15 protein-coding genes are annotated in these 16,326 nt (G+C 37.8%); 3 read left to right on the top strand and 12 right to left on the bottom strand.

Annotated features, from left to right (window positions below; all coding sequences use genetic code 11):
- The first annotated feature begins 18 nt into the window (after positions 1-18).
- Both MKX31_RS22220 and MKX31_RS22225 read left to right on the top strand, forming a co-directional pair.
- Positions 19-771, top strand: coding sequence for an ABC transporter ATP-binding protein (locus tag MKX31_RS22220; RefSeq protein WP_000393250.1), 753 nt, complete (start codon positions 19-21; stop codon positions 769-771).
- Positions 768-2,741 carry an ABC transporter permease gene (locus MKX31_RS22225; protein ID WP_340981520.1) on the top strand — a complete coding sequence of 658 codons (1,974 nt, stop codon included), beginning with the start codon at positions 768-770 and terminating at the stop codon, positions 2,739-2,741. Before MKX31_RS22220 ends, MKX31_RS22225 begins: the two co-directional genes overlap by 4 nt.
- Before the next feature lie 54 nt (positions 2,742-2,795).
- On the opposite strand, the gene MKX31_RS22230 is transcribed toward MKX31_RS22225, so the two are convergent.
- The 7 genes from MKX31_RS22230 to MKX31_RS22260 form a co-directional block, all read right to left on the bottom strand.
- Positions 2,796-2,993 carry a YjcZ family sporulation protein gene (locus MKX31_RS22230; RefSeq protein ID WP_064474452.1) on the bottom strand — a complete coding sequence of 66 codons (198 nt, stop codon included), beginning with the start codon at positions 2,991-2,993 and terminating at the stop codon, positions 2,796-2,798.
- A 168-nt stretch (positions 2,994-3,161) separates the two neighbouring features.
- A complete protein-coding gene (gene gntP, locus MKX31_RS22235) occupies positions 3,162-4,487 on the bottom strand; it encodes a gluconate permease GntP (RefSeq protein ID WP_088047692.1) in 1,326 nt (441 codons plus the stop codon).
- Between the two features lie 112 nt (positions 4,488-4,599).
- Positions 4,600-5,325, bottom strand: a complete 726-nt coding sequence (locus tag MKX31_RS22240; RefSeq protein ID WP_098110801.1) for a GntR family transcriptional regulator — start codon at positions 5,323-5,325, stop codon at positions 4,600-4,602.
- On the bottom strand, positions 5,325-6,341 hold the full coding sequence (locus MKX31_RS22245; RefSeq protein WP_340981521.1) for a sugar kinase: 1,017 nt from the start codon (positions 6,339-6,341) through the stop codon (positions 5,325-5,327). Before MKX31_RS22245 ends, MKX31_RS22240 begins: the two co-directional genes overlap by 1 nt.
- Positions 6,334-7,089: a 2-dehydro-3-deoxy-phosphogluconate aldolase gene (gene dagF, locus MKX31_RS22250; RefSeq protein ID WP_098850457.1), complete on the bottom strand. Its 756-nt coding sequence runs from the start codon at positions 7,087-7,089 to the stop codon at positions 6,334-6,336. Before dagF ends, MKX31_RS22245 begins: the two co-directional genes overlap by 8 nt.
- A gap of 1 nt (position 7,090) precedes the next feature.
- Positions 7,091-8,194 (bottom strand): DgaE family pyridoxal phosphate-dependent ammonia lyase, encoded by a 1,104-nt coding sequence (locus MKX31_RS22255; RefSeq protein ID WP_098110804.1) that lies wholly within the window; start codon positions 8,192-8,194, stop codon positions 7,091-7,093.
- Positions 8,172-9,272, bottom strand: a complete 1,101-nt coding sequence (locus tag MKX31_RS22260; RefSeq protein WP_340981523.1) for an amidohydrolase/deacetylase family metallohydrolase — start codon at positions 9,270-9,272, stop codon at positions 8,172-8,174. Before MKX31_RS22260 ends, MKX31_RS22255 begins: the two co-directional genes overlap by 23 nt.
- Positions 9,273-9,464: 192 nt before the next feature.
- Between MKX31_RS22260 and MKX31_RS22265 the strand changes: the two genes are divergently transcribed.
- The gene (locus tag MKX31_RS22265) at positions 9,465-10,694 is read left to right on the top strand and encodes a translocation protein TolB (RefSeq protein ID WP_340981524.1); all 1,230 of its coding nucleotides are present in this window, start codon (positions 9,465-9,467) and stop codon (positions 10,692-10,694) included.
- 86 nt (positions 10,695-10,780) lie between these two features.
- Here MKX31_RS22265 and MKX31_RS22270 read toward each other — a convergent pair whose 3' ends face one another.
- The 5 genes from MKX31_RS22270 to MKX31_RS22290 form a co-directional block, all read right to left on the bottom strand.
- Entirely contained in the window at positions 10,781-11,641 is an 861-nt protein-coding gene (locus tag MKX31_RS22270; protein WP_340981525.1) for a M15 family metallopeptidase, read from the bottom strand.
- 91 nt (positions 11,642-11,732) lie between these two features.
- Positions 11,733-12,830 carry a HAMP domain-containing sensor histidine kinase gene (locus MKX31_RS22275; RefSeq protein WP_064474443.1) on the bottom strand — a complete coding sequence of 366 codons (1,098 nt, stop codon included), beginning with the start codon at positions 12,828-12,830 and terminating at the stop codon, positions 11,733-11,735.
- Positions 12,823-13,521, bottom strand: a complete 699-nt coding sequence (locus MKX31_RS22280) for a response regulator transcription factor (RefSeq protein WP_000790344.1) — start codon at positions 13,519-13,521, stop codon at positions 12,823-12,825. The genes MKX31_RS22275 and MKX31_RS22280 overlap by 8 nt, the downstream gene beginning before the upstream one ends.
- A 160-nt stretch (positions 13,522-13,681) precedes the next feature.
- Positions 13,682-14,788 carry an o-succinylbenzoate synthase gene (menC, locus tag MKX31_RS22285; protein WP_098101784.1) on the bottom strand — a complete coding sequence of 369 codons (1,107 nt, stop codon included), beginning with the start codon at positions 14,786-14,788 and terminating at the stop codon, positions 13,682-13,684.
- Complete coding sequence (locus tag MKX31_RS22290) at positions 14,789-16,234, bottom strand: o-succinylbenzoate--CoA ligase (RefSeq protein WP_064474441.1); 1,446 nt, start codon at positions 16,232-16,234, stop codon at positions 14,789-14,791. It abuts the gene before it with no gap.
- Positions 16,235-16,326 lie beyond the last annotated feature (92 nt).

A 16,326-nucleotide genomic window follows, 5' to 3' on the forward strand; every position in this document is an offset into this window, starting at 1 on the left:
GATAGAAAGGTGATTACTATGGAAGAAGTATTACACATAAAAAATGTCTCAAAAGTGTATGAAGGAAAAGTCCCTCATACTGCTTTAAAAAATATAAATTTACATGTAGATAAAGGAGAATTTGTCGCTATCATGGGACCATCTGGTAGTGGTAAATCTACATTTTTAAACGTTATCTCTACAATTGATTCACCTACTTCTGGTGATGTCGTGATTAACGGAAAAAAACCGCACACATTTCGTAGAGAGAAGTTAGCTATTTTCCGCCGACAAGAGTTAGGATTTGTTTTCCAAAACTTTAACCTACTAGATACACTAACAATCGGTGAAAATATCGTACTACCTTTAACATTAGATAATGTTCCATTAAAAGAAATGGACGAAAAGCTTGATAACATTTCAAAAAAGCTTGGCATTGATCATATTTTAGACAAACGTATTTTTGAAGTTTCTGGGGGCCAAGCACAGCGTACCGCAGTAGCACGTGCTGTTATTCATCATCCGTCACTTCTACTTGCCGATGAACCAACAGGAAACTTAGATTCGAAAGCAGCGATCGATGTAATGGAGTTATTTACGAAGTTAAATAAAGAAGAAGATGCAACAATTTTAATGGTTACGCACGATCCATTTGCAGCAAGTTATTGTAACCGCGTCATTTTCATTAAAGATGGTGAGCTTTACAACGAACTACACCGCGGACTATATCGCGAGAAATTTTATCAAGAAATATTAGATGTTTTAGCATTATTAGGAGGGAGACGTGGATGACATTTTGGCAATTCGCATTTAAAAATGTCTCGCGTAATTCGAAAGCATATTTCGCCTACTTTGTAAGTAGTGCGTTTTCTATCATGGTTTTCTTTTCATTTACTGTAACCGCGTATCACCCGCGGTTACAGAGTGTACAAAGCTTTCAAGAACGTGATCCTCTAATGAACTTAGCTAGTACGGCACAGCTTGTGATTGTTATGTTCTCGTTCTTCTTTCTCTTATATTCAATTGGAACATTTTTAAATGTACGGAAGCAGCAATTCGGGATACTCACAATTCTCGGTATCTCACAGAGACAATTAAAAAGACTGTTATTTACTGAAAACATGATGATCGGGATATTGTCCATCTTTATCGGTATACAAGGTGGCCTCGTGTTTTCTAACTTTTTCTTATTAGTCACTTCGAAATTAACAAGTGCGAAAGGCCTTTATTTATATTGGCCAACAGAGGCGATTATCGTTACAACCGTAACGTTTATCATTTTATTTTTAATCGTTTCTACGTTTACACCAATGTTTATTCGTACTCGAAAAACAGCCCACCTCATTAAAGGGAACAAGAAAATGCCAGCTGAAAAAAGACCATCTATACTCATCTCTTTATTCGCTTTAATTTGTTTAGGGCTATGCTATTATATCGCTGGTTATCCGCGAGGCTACGTAACGGAAAAAAATGTGCAAAATGGATCTGTCTTTTTTATTATGTTATCTATTTTACCACTCGTAGTAGTCGGGACATATTTATTCTTTTCACAAACATTTCTTCTTTTTATCTATATTTTAAAGAAGCGTAGAAAGTTTTATTTGAAACAAATAAATATGTTATGGATTTCGGACTTAGTTGCTCGTACCCGTAGTAATATTAACGTACTCTTTATCGTTTCTATGCTATCTGCACTTGCATTTACAATTATTATTGGGTTATTCGCCGCTAATAACAATACGAAGGCATCAGTACTAGAGCGATATCCCGTCCCCTTCACTTATACATCAGAAGGTGACAATTCCCTTGAGCAAAAGCATATTTCTACAATTGAAACGGAGCTTACAACTAGTAATTTTCAGTACAACAAATATAAGTTTACAGTCTTAAAAGATACAGCTTCAAAAGAAGATATTATGCTTATGAAGATGAGCGATTATAACGCAATCGCTCAACAATTGAAAAGACCGGAAATAACAATCGATTCTGCAGAAGTGTATATTATTTCTCGCCACTCACCAGAACTTCTCGATCTCGTATCTAATCCATTTGCAAAGCAAAATACGATTACACTCGGATCTAATAAAAAAGAATTTCATATTAAAGGGTTTATTAATAAGGGAATAGAACCATCCTTTGCATTCCCACATTTAGCTGTCGTACAAGATTATGTATTTGATAATATGATTCCTCATATTGAAACAACCGTAATCTATAACTACTTCGTAGAAAACTGGGAAAATGCAATAGTTCCAACCAGAAATATGTTACGCGTTATTAGTGGTGATGCACGTGCGTTCTACGAAAAGCATACAGAAGAGAACGCTCAAGTTCCTTTCTTCATACATACGGCTACGGATGAACTCATTTACGGTAAAGGAAATGCAGTTGCTCAATTCTTTATTTGGGCATTTCTTGGTTTTATCTTCTTTATCGGTGCGGCTAGTGTCTTATATTTCCGTATGTATAATGACTTAACAACTGAAAAACAAAAGTATATTACGATTACAAAGCTTGGCTTAACTGAATTAGAAATGTTTCGCTCTGCAACCATTCAATTAGGAATTTTATTTTTTGTTCCGTATATCGTTGCTGGTGTTCACACGTTATTTGCGGTTAAGTTTTTACAAAGCATGTTTTCTTTCTCCTTACTAAAAGAGACATGTATCGTACTCACCTTTTTCGGGATTATCGAGATTATTTTCTTCTTCTTAATCCGTTCTCTGTACATTAATAAATTATCACAGCATATAAAAATATGAATAAAATGGCCTTGTGCGTATTGCACAAGGCCATTTTCAATAGTTTTTAAAAAATTAGCAGCAATATCCACCATAGCCGCCTGCGTAACCGCCGTAACCACCATAACCACAACCGCCTCCGCCTCCGCCGAAGCAGCTAGCACCGATGATAATTAATAAAATAAACAATACGATTAGAAGCGCAAAACCGCCTCCGCAACCATGGTTTCTGCGGTTACAATCATCATGTCTGTGTTCACACTTTTCGCTCATTACTCTATTCCTCCTTTAGTATCATTCATAACAAGTTCACCTTGCTCTAAATGAGGGGATTCCATTTATAGTATGTTTTCAGGGCGAATAGGAAGCTTGGCTTACCTAAAAACGGGCTTGTTTTTGGAAATGGGCTTCATCAAAAAAAGATACCAATTAAGGTATCTTCTAAATAAAAGTATTTAATAAAAGCGCAAAGCCAAATGCAATAAATGATAACAATGTCTCAAGTACCGTCCACGTTTTAAACGTTTCCTTCACCGTTAATCCTAAATACTCTTTTACAAGCCAAAACCCTGCATCATTTACGTGAGAAAACATTAATGATCCTGCACCTGTTGCTATAACGAGCAATTCTAAATTTACACCTGACATGTGCTGAATAACTGGTGAAACAATCCCTGCTGCTGTCGTTAATGCTACTGTCGCTGAACCTGTTGCAATTCGAATTAATCCAGCTACCATAAAAGCTAACACAATTGGTGATAACGCTATATGTTCTGCCATTTGGGCAATCGCTGTTCCAACGCCGCTTTCAATTAATATTTGTTTAAATCCACCGCCTGCACCAATAATTAAAATAATGGAACCGACCGGTAATAAACTGTCATCCGTTAATTTTTTAATCATCTTTTTATTAATTCCTTGTCTTATTCCAAGTAAATAGAACGCTGCGAAACATGAAATAAGTAAAGCAATTACTGGGCTCCCTATAAATACGAAAAATTCAGTTATCTTTTTCGGTAATGAAATATATGGTGCAACTACTGATAAAATCATTAATACAACCGGTAATAAAATAATAAAGAATGAAACTTTACGACTTGGTAAATCAGTTGATACTGTCGTAACTCGAACAAGCTCTGGTTCATTTTCAGGTATAACCCTTTTATGTACCCACTTTGCAAATATAGGTCCTGCGATAATGGCTGTTGGTAACGCGATAATTAATGAATATAAAAGTACCTTTCCTAAGTTCGCGTTATAAATACCGATTGCTGTCATCGCCCCTGGATGTGGCGGTACGAGCCCATGCACAATAGATAATCCAGCAATAACAGGTAACGCAATTAATAATATATTTTGCTTCGTCGTTTTTCGAATGGAAATAACAAGTGGTAATAAAATGACAATCCCCACTTCAAAAAATACCGGAATCCCTATAACAAATCCTGCAAATAACATAGCCCAAGGTAGTTTCTTCACACCGAAAAATCGAATAAAGAAATCTGCCACTTGCATGCCGGCCCCTGAATCGGACATCATTTTTCCTAAAATTGTTCCGAGAGCTAAAATACCAACTAAATGCCCTAGTACACTACCAACACCAGTTTCATAGGCGGTCACTATTTTCGTTAAATTCAGTCCAGACATGATGGCTAAAAATAAACTCGCAACTGTTAAACTAATAAATGCATGCCATTTCCACCATGATACCCCTAAAATAACAATTGCGATTGCAAGTAACGTGACGATTAATAAGTATATATCCATCTCTCATTCCCCTTACTTTTCCCCGTATTTGTGGACAGTAAACACCTAATTGGTGCGGGATGAACCCAATTAAAGTTTCACTTTATAAAAAAAGAGGGCGAATCCCCTCTTTTTATACGTCATAATTCACTACATAATGCTGCATTTCTGTGTTGTAGTAGCCTTCGCTATATTCAATTACTTCGCCAACTTCATCGTAAGAATAACGCATACGTTTTAATAGCGCTGTCCCCTCTGTTTCACCTAACGCTTCTGCAACGAAACTAGGCGCGAGTCCAACTGCGAATTCATCTCTGAAGTTTTCTAAATGTATACCTCGGTCTTCAACTAAATCATAAAGCGATTGTAAATCAAAGTCCGATAAATCTGTACTTGCCATGTGTGCTGAGAAATAGTGCGTATAATGAATGTACGGTGCATCATTTAACGTATATAAACGTTCGATACGAAAACTCTCCTTACCGAATAATCGAAATGGCACTGTTCCTTCTTCATTATGAACGACTTCTGCTTTTAGTAATTTCTTTTGTACTTTATATCCTTCTTCCACTAACACTTCTGTAAATTTCTTTCCCTTTGACAACTTTGTCGCAGAAGTATTACGGATGACTTTCGTTCCTTTACCGCTTTTCTTTTCCAAATATCCTTCTTGAGCAAGTTCTTTAATCGCATTACGCACTGTAATTTTACTCACTTTGAACTCTTCTTCTAACTGCGGTTCGGAAGGAATATTCGTATGAATCGCATATACACCATGCAATATTCGATCACGAATAATATTTTTTATTTGTAAATATAATGGTCCTTTTTTCCTCGTTACGTTCACCGTTACACCCACTACCTTTCTACATCACCTACTGATGCCGTCATTGCCCGAAGTATATCCTTCTCTGATGACATTGGCGTATCACCGACGATTGTATGTGCAAGCATTCCAGCTGCTGACGCAAATGAAACAGCTTTCTCTGGTGCAAACTCTTCTATCTCGCCATGAATAATCCCGGTCGTATAAGCATCTCCAGCACCTATTCTATCATATACAGAAAACGTAAGTGTTTTTGCAAAAGTGAACGCACCATCTTTACATATAAACCCGCGAAGCGAGTGTGTATTATCGCTATTAATAGAGCGATGTGTACCAGCAATTGTAGCAATATGATATGTTTCAGCCACTTTCGGAATAAGATCAACAAGTTGCGCCTCTCGCTCTGTCTCTTCTGTTTTCATTCCAAGAACGAACATTGCATCTTTTTCATTCATCATAACGATATCAGCAAGAGCTAGCATTTCTTCATAATGCGGTTTCGCCTGCTCATATCCATCCTCTCCCCAAAGAGATGGACGATAATTGCAATCAAAAACGACAGTGCCTCCGCTTTCTTTAACTGCTTTCGCTAAAGATTTCATATGATGGCGCACCGTATCATTCATCGCAAGTGTAATGCCGCAAAAATGAACGATATCAATTTCCTTGGCGATTTCTTCAAATTGATACATCTCTTCACATGCCGTATTAAAGCTACTTTCTAATCGATTTGAATATGTAACGCGGCTTGCACGTGCTCCAAATCCATTTTCTAAAAAGTACATGCCAACATATTTACCGCCTCTTGAAATAAACGGTGCCTGAATGCCTAATTTTTGAATGTGCGATACCGCAGCATCTCCAATCGAGTTTTCCGGTAAAGTTGAAATAAGAAACCCTTCATGCCCTAGATGAGAAAGCGCTGCTGCAACATTCACACCTGTACCAGAAAATGAGTAATTTAATGTGTTAGCTTGTGACAACAATTCATATCCTGGTACTTGCAGGCGCATCATTACTTCGCCAAATGCTGCAATTTTCTTACGCATATTGATCAACTAGCTTCTTCACTACCGCTAATAACTCACGAACATCTTCTGTTTTCGTATTACCAGTTTCTTTATCAATAATAGAAGAGTACACGTGCGGGATAACTTGCTCTACATTTGCATCTAATGCGATACGTACAATTGTTTCAAAGTTTTCTTTATCAATTCCGCCTGTTGGCTCTAATGCAAAGCCTTCTTCCGCACATGCTTTCGCAACTGCGCGATATTCTTCTTCATGCGCTAATCCTTTCATTGGGAAGTATTTCAATGAATTTCCGCCCATATCACGTACAAGTGCGATTGCTGTTTTAATTGGAACGATTGCTTTTTCTTCTCCAGCTGCACTAATTGGACCAGTAGAAATATTTACGTACCCTACTTTTCCTGTTGGTGATACTAAACTATTAATCCAGCTATCTTTTCCGCCAAGGTTTGCACGTGTCGCTCCAACTGAAGGGAACACTTGGTTAATATGACTACCAGGATAATGCTTCGCAATTTCAGCTACAACTGCCGCTTGGCGATTATCTCCTGCTCCTAGTCCTATTGATACAGCGTCATCAATTTCTTTTCCGTATGCTTTCATTGCAGTTACTGCTTCTTCTACTGTTGGATAGTCTTTTGATAACACTCCCACTACTACATAACCTTCTGCCGCTTCAAAAATGTCTTTTGCATTTTCGATATTGTTTGCTAATACATTTAATGCTACACGGCCTTTATAAAAACGTTTTTGAATGTTTGTCATTTTAGTTTCCCCCTACGATTTCTCTCATTTTTTCTTCAATTACATGTATGTCATCACCTTGAAGTGGACGTGGGTCAATGTCAAAGAATCCTTGTCTTACTCCATAATCACGTGTGTAAATTGCGATTTCCCCTTCGCGTAATGCTGTTACAACGTCTTTTGCTGATTTATTTAACTCTTTCTCGTTAATATGAATACGCGCTCTAAAGATTGCTCTTCCTGCTTCATCTTGAACGATCGTTACATTTACACCATTTAATTCTTTTAGCGGCATAAGTACTTGTAATAACTCTTTTTCTTGCTGGCTCTTATCTTCTTTTACTCCGTACTCATCCAGCGCTTGAAGTAAACCGAAAGTCGTTTCTTTCCCAACTTTCATACTTCTTCCGATGCAATGTAATTGTACTTTCAGCCACTCGATATATTTTCGTTTACCGCCGACAATACCAGAAGTAGGTCCTTCAATTGCCTTTGAACCGCTATAAATGGCAAGGTCTGCATACTTCACATACTTTTGAATATCCTCTTCAGCTGCCGCATCGACGATAAGTGGTACGTTATTTCGCTGCGCAACTTCCCATGCTTCTTCAACAGAAATCATATTTTTTTGCACGGCATGATGGGATTTCACATATAGAATCGCTGCTGTATTTTCACCAATCGCATCTTCAATATGCTCTGCTTTCCCTTCATTTGCGTAACCCACTTCAACAAGCTTACCGCCGCCTAAATAAATCATCGTTTCAACAGGAGCACCATATTGAACGTTATGACCTTTTAACATAATCACTTCGTTTTTCGCGATGACCTCTTGATGAAGTCTTTCACTTTTACGACGGTTTCCTTCTGTAACGATACCAGCGATAGAAAGCGCAATTCCGCTTGATGCTGAATTTACAACAACTGCTGCCTCTGAATCTAGAATTCTCGCAATATGGTCTCCCGCTTTATCTACTAAATCAGCAATTTCCACATAATTTTGTCCACCATGTTTCATCGCATCCATAACTGTATCTGTAGGAGCGGATACACCTAAAATACTCATTCTACCGCTCGCATTAATCACTCTTTTTAATCCGTACTTAGCATTCAATGAATGACCCATTGATTACAACCCCTTTCGTATCAATTCTTCTTTCAGCAATGCGCTGATCCCCTTCTGAATCAATTAACGTAATCGGTTCATCTTTCACCGTAAATAAAGTTAAGTTTGCAATATCGCCTTCTTGAATACGGCCAAGCTCTGGTTTCTTCAGCCACTCTGCCGCATTTTTCGTCACCGCATTTATTACTTCTTCTAGCGGATACCCTAAGTAAAGGAATTTCGAAAGAACGTGAGCCATACTATACACTGGACCGTCTATACGATTCTTCCGGTAAATGTCTGTACTAATTGTATTAAAGGCAATGCCGTGACGCTTCGCCGCTTCTGCTACTTTAAAAGAAAAACTAGCATTGCCGTGACCAACATCTAAATGAACACCGCGCTTCGCTGCATCTAGTAATACAGGTAGCGGTTTGCCTTCTTCATCAAATAAATTATTTTCTTTCCCGTTTAAGTAATGTGTAATCACATCATCTTTTTCTAAAAGAGGTACAACTTCCTCAATGCGAGGGGGGGCTGAACCGATATGTACCATAATCGGCAATGATGTTTCACGAGATAAAGAGCGTGCAACATGAAGCGGTTCAATTCCGCTGTCACAAACGACACTTTTACTCATTCTCGCCTTTACCCCAACGATTACATCTTTATACTTTTCTACTGATTCTATTACTTTCTCTTTATCTATCCATTCCATATTGGATAATTCATCAATTCGTTTCAAACCGATGCGAGAAATATTTAAAAAGGCAAATAAATTCGTTTTTGCCTGCTCTCTACTTTTTACTAAATCTGCAATGCGATCAGCTCCGCAGCTACCCGCATCAACAATTGTCGTTACCCCTTGCTTAACGCCAATTTCATCCACCTCATCGCCATACGGATCAAACTCTGGAAAAGCATGAACGTGTAAATCAATCCAGCCACTCGATACGTACGTACCCGAGTAATCAAGAACCTTCCCACCCCTGCCAGAACCAGCTTTCGTCACCTCTGCGATTTTATTATTTTCAATTACAATGTCAATCTCTTCCCCGTTCACACGTTTCACATTACGTAGTACGAATCGTTCTGTCATTGTATTTCCACCCTTTTCTATAAGAAGCCATAAGAATACGCTTACATTAAAGTTTCATTTTATATCTCTTTCACACGTTTAGCGTAACACAAAAAAAGGGAGAAGTAAATATAACGTTATAATGTTTGATTTTATATTAAAATGAGAGTTTCCATTACATATTCGGACAACCTATAAGCAGGAGGGATATTCATGGGATTTCAAATTTTATTATTTATAATTTTAATTACTTTGTCTATATCAACAACGGTTAGCGCAGCCCCTCCATCACTCACGGCTGCATTTATCCGGGACCATCAGCTATGGATAAAGACAGGAAATCAAGAAATACAACTCACAAAAAATCGATATGTGTATTCTCCAAAATGGTCTTATGACGGTAGGTTTATTGGCTATATTGATAGTGATGAAGCGGGTAAAGAATCTAACTTATTCATCTATGATACGGAAGATAAAATAAACTATCAGCCTTATGTAAGAGTCGTAACATCTGACTTTAAGTGGTCACCAAACAAAAATCAATTGGCTTACACTGATCAAGGTTTATTAAACGTTACAAAAATTAAAAACGGTCGCCCACAAGATTTTGAAAATGTATCACTTGGGGTTAGTGATTTCGAATGGTTCCCGAACGGAAAGGAATTTATCGTCTCCTCACAATCCTGCTTGCGTCCGACCGGATGGGGCAAGATTCCACTTTATAAAATACCAGTCGATGCAAATCTTTCTAAAGATAAAATAAAGCCTTTTTATACGATTCAAACAAATGAAACTGATTTATTTGCGATTAACACTAACTATTTCAAGTGGAGTTCTGATGGAAAGTGGCTTAGTTTTTTGGCTAGTCCTACTGCCTCCTTAGCAATGGATAGCAATACATTATGTGTTATCTCATCAAAAGGGAAACACTTTCGAACGATTGGTAACATGCTATGGTTCAAAGACTGGATGAAGTGGGCTCCATCAGCCAATCAACTGGCCTATATTTCAGGAGAAGGAAGATTTTTTGTAGAAAATAAAAAATTTACAGTTGCAGACATGGTAATAGCAAAACAACAAAAGGTCTACACACCTGTCGGTTATGTAGACCTTGATTTAGAATGGTTTTCACCAAACAAAGTGGTTGTGGCTCGTGTAAAAGAAAATAAGGCATGGAAAGAAGGCCTTGTTCCGACGATGCTTACAACACTTTATATGATCAATATAAAAACAGAAGAACAGAAACAAATCTCGTTCCCAAAACAGAATGAACGTGATGAAGACCCTCAAGTTATTCGCCCTTATCTTACTTGGCTTCGCAAGAAAACAAATGAATATAAAGGCGATGTCTGGGTGAAGGATAGCTTACATAGTCAGGAGTATATATGGCTGAAGAATGTTGATGAGGCTCCGACTTTTTTTACTCTGACTAAACTTCATTGAAAATATGTTAATTACAATCCTAGTCATATAAAAATTTGTACCTGTTCCTCTATTTTGATTCTCCCGCATGGGAGAATCAAAATGATCTATTCCTGAACCGTCACAATAACCCCATCCATATTGTTGCCCGAAATTTCATACTGCTTATCCGCTGGAACATTCACTTTCCTATTCCCGGACACTTTATAATAAGAAACCGTATATTTCTTACCTTCCACATCGGTTGTGATTTCTTTTTTCTCTTTTAAGAAGTCCAAATATTCCTCTAATGTAATTTTCTCTTTTTGCATAATCGCACTATGAGGTAATCCGACATAACGTATATGCCACGGCTCATATTGAATGCCTGTAATATGACTTTTATTTTTCGGATAACGTAAAACAAAGCCATGCTTCCATACGTTCTCTTCAATCCACTTTCCTTCAGGGGCTCTCTCCATCTTCTTTTGCGTAGATCCAACATCCAGTGATAATCCTAAATTATGTTCACTATATCCTGCTGGAAGTGCATAATCAGAGCCCATTTTTTCATATAACTTTTCTTGCTCATTAAAATCTCGATATCCGCTATTCATTAAAAAATGCTGTACACCATCTTTCCCAGCTGCATCGACAACGTTCAAAAACTTGCTCACAACATCCTTTGATAAACGAAGATTTCTATCAAATATCACATAGCCTCTTACTAATTCACTATTGTGATTTACATTTATAATATCGGATCTAATACTATCTTTTTTAACGGGGTAATCTTTATTAACTAATAATAGATTACCTTTATAAACTTGTTCTTTTGTAACCTCTAGCTTTTCAATATTCGCCGATTTTACCTTATTATCTTTTCCCGCAATTTTAACATCGATCTCCTTTTGAAATAACGGTGATATATAAAAGCCTACACAGACTGTACATAATATAAAAAGAGAAATAAATACCCACTTTTTCATTTCTAGTTCCTCCTTAACGTGACTTACGTATAGAATAGAAAAAACTATTAAAATAAAAAGTGGGGTAAAGTTTAAATTTTTATTAAATTGCTTAGCTTTCTTCTTTTGGTAATCTTACTTCAAATATCGTTCTAATTACATTACTTTCAGCAGAAATCTTCCCATCATGCTGTTCAACAATATTTTTCGCGATAAATAAACCAAGGCCTGTACTACCTTGTTGCTCTGACCTTGCTTTATCACCTGTATAAAACATATCAAAAAGATACGGTAAATCTTCTTCCGGAATGCTATCTCCGTAATTAATAATTTGTACGACTACCTCTTCACTCTCAATATATGCGTTCACATCGACAAACTTTCCATCATACCCGTAACGAATCGCGTTCGTTAAAAGATTTTCAAATACCCTCGCTAATAATTTTCCATCACCGCTAATAGGTAAATAAGAATCCATGTTCAATCTCGCTTCTAAACCCTTTTTCTCTAATAACGGATACAATTCTTCCTCTAACTGTATAAGCAATTCACTTATATCAATTGGTCTTTTGTCCAGCTGCAACATCCCATAATTCATTCTCGTAATTTCAAATAATTCATCAATTAAACTTTCCAGCCTTTCGGATTTCGTAAAAGCGATTGTGGAAAAATGTTTAATTTGTTCTTTCGTCAAATTTTCATCTTTAAGAATTAAATCTAAATAACCTAAAACAGATGTTAACGGCGTTCTTAAATCGTGAGCTAAGTTAACAATAAGCTGGTCTTTACTACTTTCCGCAAAGTCTCCTCGTTCCACTGCTTCCTTTAATTTTTCACTCGCTACATTTATTTCACGTGCGATATATCCAAACTCATCATTTGATGAAACGTGCACTTCATTTGTAAAATCTCCGTTCGCCAAATGGTGAATCCCGTTTGAAATCTCATCAAAATATTTTACATAAGGCCTAGTAAGGAAGAAGAAAAACATAATAGACAGAGGGATAAAAATAATTAAAAAGAAATTAACATCCCCAATTTGTCTTATCATTGAACGGAATTGGGCTAATGGATCTTCAAAACGAACGACTAATTTATAGTAGATCCGTAAGCCTTCATAAATGATATACGTTACCCCACCAGCTAATATCATACTTAACGCAAATAGCATAACCATCTTCGAGCGAAAGCTTCTCATCTTTTTAGCCATTGAAAGTATACCCTACTCCCCACACTGTTTTTATTAACTTATTCTTTCTTTTATCTTCTCCAAGTTTTTTCCGCAGTGTACGAATATGTACCATAACTGTATTTCCACTTTCATAATAACCTTCAGCCCATACTTGCTGAAAAATATTTTCCACATTGTACACTTTCTTCGGATGGCTCGCTAATAAATATAAAATATCAAACTCTTTCGGTGTTAATTCAACTTGTTCTCCGTACACATTTACTGTTCTTCGCTCAGGATCAATAACAACTCCGCCTACCTCTAAAGCAGATTTATTCTCCGCTACTTTCGGCTGATTTAACGTAAGAAATCGGCGTAATTGTGCATTTACACGTGCAACTAATTCAATCGGTGTAAAAGGTTTCGTCATATAATCATCTGCACCTAATACTAAACCTGTCACCTTATCAAAATCAGACGTTTTCGCACTTAAGAAAATGATTGGCATATGATGCTTCGCGCGAATTTGGCGCGTCACTTCATAACCATCCATTTTTGGCATCATAATATCTAAAACCACTAAGTCGATTGGCTGCGTTTTAATAACATGAATTGCCTCTTCTCCATCAGCTGCCTTCACGACGTGGTAACCTTCTTTTTCTAAATGTATCTCAATTAAATCAGCAATTTCTGCCTCATCATCCGCTATTAAAATTGAAATGTTCTTCATTTTACTCCCCCTTGTATACGCTCGATTGTAAACTAGTCTATCCAATTTGTACAATACGAAAAGGTTACTCACGGGAGTAACCTTAGTAAATGAAATTATATCGACTTACCGACAATTAACAACAAAATCCTACCGCTATTTGCGGCCATCCTGATTAAATTCACCGCTCCAAAACTATCCGCTGCTTCGTGATTTCCGCCAGCCTTCCTCGATTTACTTCATACTCAGTGTCAACACTTTGCGGTACAATCACCTTTCCGCCCTCAAGCATCACTTCCGGCGAAATAATATCCTTCTCCCAATGTCGGCTAGAGGCAGATATATCACCTGGAATCGTAAAGTTTGGCAGTGAAGCAAGCGCAACATTTTGTGCTCGTGAAATCCCCATCTCTACCATACCACCGCACCAAACTGGTATGTTATGCTCCATGCAGTAATCATGAATTTGAATGGATTCTGTTAATCCACCCACTCGCCCTGGTTTAATATTAACGATGCGGCAACTACCAAGCGTAATCGCAACGCGCGCGTCTTCTAAACTATGTATGCTTTCGTCTAAACAAATTGGCGTTTCAATTTTCTTTTGCAGTTGTGCATGATCCAGAAAATCGTAATCCGCTAACGGCTGTTCAATCATCATCAATTGAAATTCATCTAATCGCTTCAACTTCTCCGTATCCGCTAATGTATAGGCTGAATTTGCATCAGCCATTAACGGGATATGCGGGAATTCTTTACGAATTTCTTTCAATAATTCGTAATCATGCTCTGGCTTTATTTTCACTTTAAAACGCTCGTACCCTTCTTCTGCATACTTCTCAATTTGTTTTAACATGACGGGAATTGTATTGATACCAATCACAACGCCAACTTCAATTTCAGTCCTAGTTCCGCCAAGTAATGCCGCTAATGACTTCTTTTGACGCTTTGCATATAAGCCCCAAACAGCCCCTTCAATTCCGGCCTTTGCCATTCTGTTTCTCTTTATATGCTTGAACAAATCTGGTATTTCATTCGGATGAGAAATTTCAGCTTTCAATAAATCCGGTATTAAAAAATCTTGAAGTACATGTAGCGCTGTCTTCACCGTTTCTTCCGTATACCACGGTTCAGAGAACGCAACGACTTCGCCAAATCCAATGTATCCGTCCGTATCTTCTAATTCAATGACGATACTTTCACGCTTTTCATACGTTCCGTAGCTTGCAGCGAACGGAATGACGAGTGGCATTTCCGTTATATGAAGTGTCGCTTTTTTTATTTCCACTTACATCTCCTCCACTAATTGTCTTAACTCTCGTCTTAACAATTTTTTCGAAGCGTTTCGTGGTAATTCCTCTAAGAAACATGCTTTCTTCGGCACTTTATATTTCGCTAATTTCTCCTCGCAAAAATGCAGAATTTCTTCTTCTGTTACCTCTCCACTTTTTACAACAAAAGCAGCGGGTACTTGTCCCCATTTATCGTCAGTCATACCGACGACACCGGCTTCGGCTACCATCGGATGAGAGAGCAACACTTCTTCAATTTGAGCCGGATATATATTTTCACCGCCAGAAATAATTAAATCACTGCGGCGGTCTAATACGTATAAAAATCCTTCTTCGTCTAAATAACCGAGGTCACCAGTATGAAGCCATCCGTTTTGGATGGTTTCGCGCGTCGCATCTTCACGATTAAAATAACCGCCTGTTACGTTCGGTCCTTTTACTGCGATCTCGCCTTCCGTAAACGGCGGCACTACTACGCCATCTTTTTCAATACGAAGTTGGCACTGAAATAGTGGTTTCCCGGCTGATCCTACTTTCGTTAACATGTAATCTGCGGATAACGTACAAATTTGCGACGACGTTTCTGTCATACCGTACGTTTGATACACAGGAATTCCTTTATCTACACACGTTTCTAGTAGTGGTTTCGGGGCTGGTCCTCCGCCAAGTAACATGCATCGTAAAGAAGATGGATATGTCTCTCCTCCAAGTCTCTCTAATAAATCAGTTAACATTTTAGAAACGACAGAAATGATCGTAACACCTCTCGTTTGAAGTGCTTTATGAATAAAATCAGCATCATATTTCGGAACGAGTAAAATACGCATTCCGTACATAACATTTTTCATTAAAAGAGATAACCCGCCAACGTGGAACATCGGCATACAAGCTAACCAGCAATCATCATCACGAAGCCCTAAATTAAGCGAAGAACCAACCGCGCTTGCCCAGTGATTGCCGTACGTTAAAATAACGCCTTTCGGCTTCCCTGTCGTCCCTGACGTATAAATAATTGTCATTGCTTTTTCTAAAGAGAATTCTTCTTGTATAGAGGCTTCCGCCTTCGATCCATTCATCACTTCGGCAAATGAATATACAGGAACATCTTTAGGCTCGAAATCTTGATCCGTCACTAAGCATACAACTTCAGCATCATCCATTTGCCAAAGTAGCTCTTCTCTTGAAAGACGCGTATTTAAAAGCACAGCTACTGCACCTACGTAAGATAGGGCGTGAATAACTGTAATCATCTCCATACCATTTTTCATCAGAACAGCCACCTTTTGCCCACGCTTCACTCCTACATGTGTGAGGTGTTCACAAACAGATACTACTTTTTCATGCAGCTGCATAAAAGTAACTTTCTCTTCCTCTATTTCAATTGCAATGCGATCTGGTGTTAAAAATGCACGTTGCATTAACCAATTTGGCATCGTCTCCATTATCCATTCTCCTTTCATGAAAGAAAGAGACTTGATATGACATCAAGTCTCTTAGTTGTTTTGTTTCCGGTTTGATCTCATCTAGCTGCGCC

The organism is Bacillus sp. FSL M8-0063, from assembly GCF_038005545.1.
In the GTDB taxonomy this organism is placed as follows: domain Bacteria; phylum Bacillota; class Bacilli; order Bacillales; family Bacillaceae_G; genus Bacillus_A; species Bacillus_A wiedmannii.

Bases quoted from the DNA above. Each gene is read 5' to 3' on its own strand.
- MKX31_RS22290 (WP_064474441.1), bottom strand. From the start codon at position 16,234: ATGGAGACGATGCCAAATTGGTTAATGCAACGTGCATTTTTAACACCA.
- dagF (WP_098850457.1), bottom strand. From the start codon at position 7,089: ATGACAAACATTCAAAAACGTTTTTATAAAGGCCGTGTAGCATTAAAT.
- MKX31_RS22260 (WP_340981523.1), bottom strand. From the start codon at position 9,272: ATGACAGAACGATTCGTACTACGTAATGTGAAACGTGTGAACGGGGAA.
- MKX31_RS22245 (WP_340981521.1), bottom strand. From the start codon at position 6,341: ATGCGTAAGAAAATTGCAGCATTTGGCGAAGTAATGATGCGCCTGCAA.
- MKX31_RS22280 (WP_000790344.1), bottom strand. From the start codon at position 13,521: ATGAAGAACATTTCAATTTTAATAGCGGATGATGAGGCAGAAATTGCT.
- MKX31_RS22275 (WP_064474443.1), bottom strand. From the start codon at position 12,830: ATGGCTAAAAAGATGAGAAGCTTTCGCTCGAAGATGGTTATGCTATTT.
- MKX31_RS22225 (WP_340981520.1), top strand. From the start codon at position 768: ATGACATTTTGGCAATTCGCATTTAAAAATGTCTCGCGTAATTCGAAA.
- MKX31_RS22230 (WP_064474452.1), bottom strand. From the start codon at position 2,993: ATGAGCGAAAAGTGTGAACACAGACATGATGATTGTAACCGCAGAAAC.
- gntP (WP_088047692.1), bottom strand. From the start codon at position 4,487: ATGGATATATACTTATTAATCGTCACGTTACTTGCAATCGCAATTGTT.
- MKX31_RS22265 (WP_340981524.1), top strand. From the start codon at position 9,465: ATGGGATTTCAAATTTTATTATTTATAATTTTAATTACTTTGTCTATA.
- MKX31_RS22220 (WP_000393250.1), top strand. From the start codon at position 19: ATGGAAGAAGTATTACACATAAAAAATGTCTCAAAAGTGTATGAAGGA.
- MKX31_RS22255 (WP_098110804.1), bottom strand. From the start codon at position 8,194: ATGGGTCATTCATTGAATGCTAAGTACGGATTAAAAAGAGTGATTAAT.
- MKX31_RS22270 (WP_340981525.1), bottom strand. From the start codon at position 11,641: ATGAAAAAGTGGGTATTTATTTCTCTTTTTATATTATGTACAGTCTGT.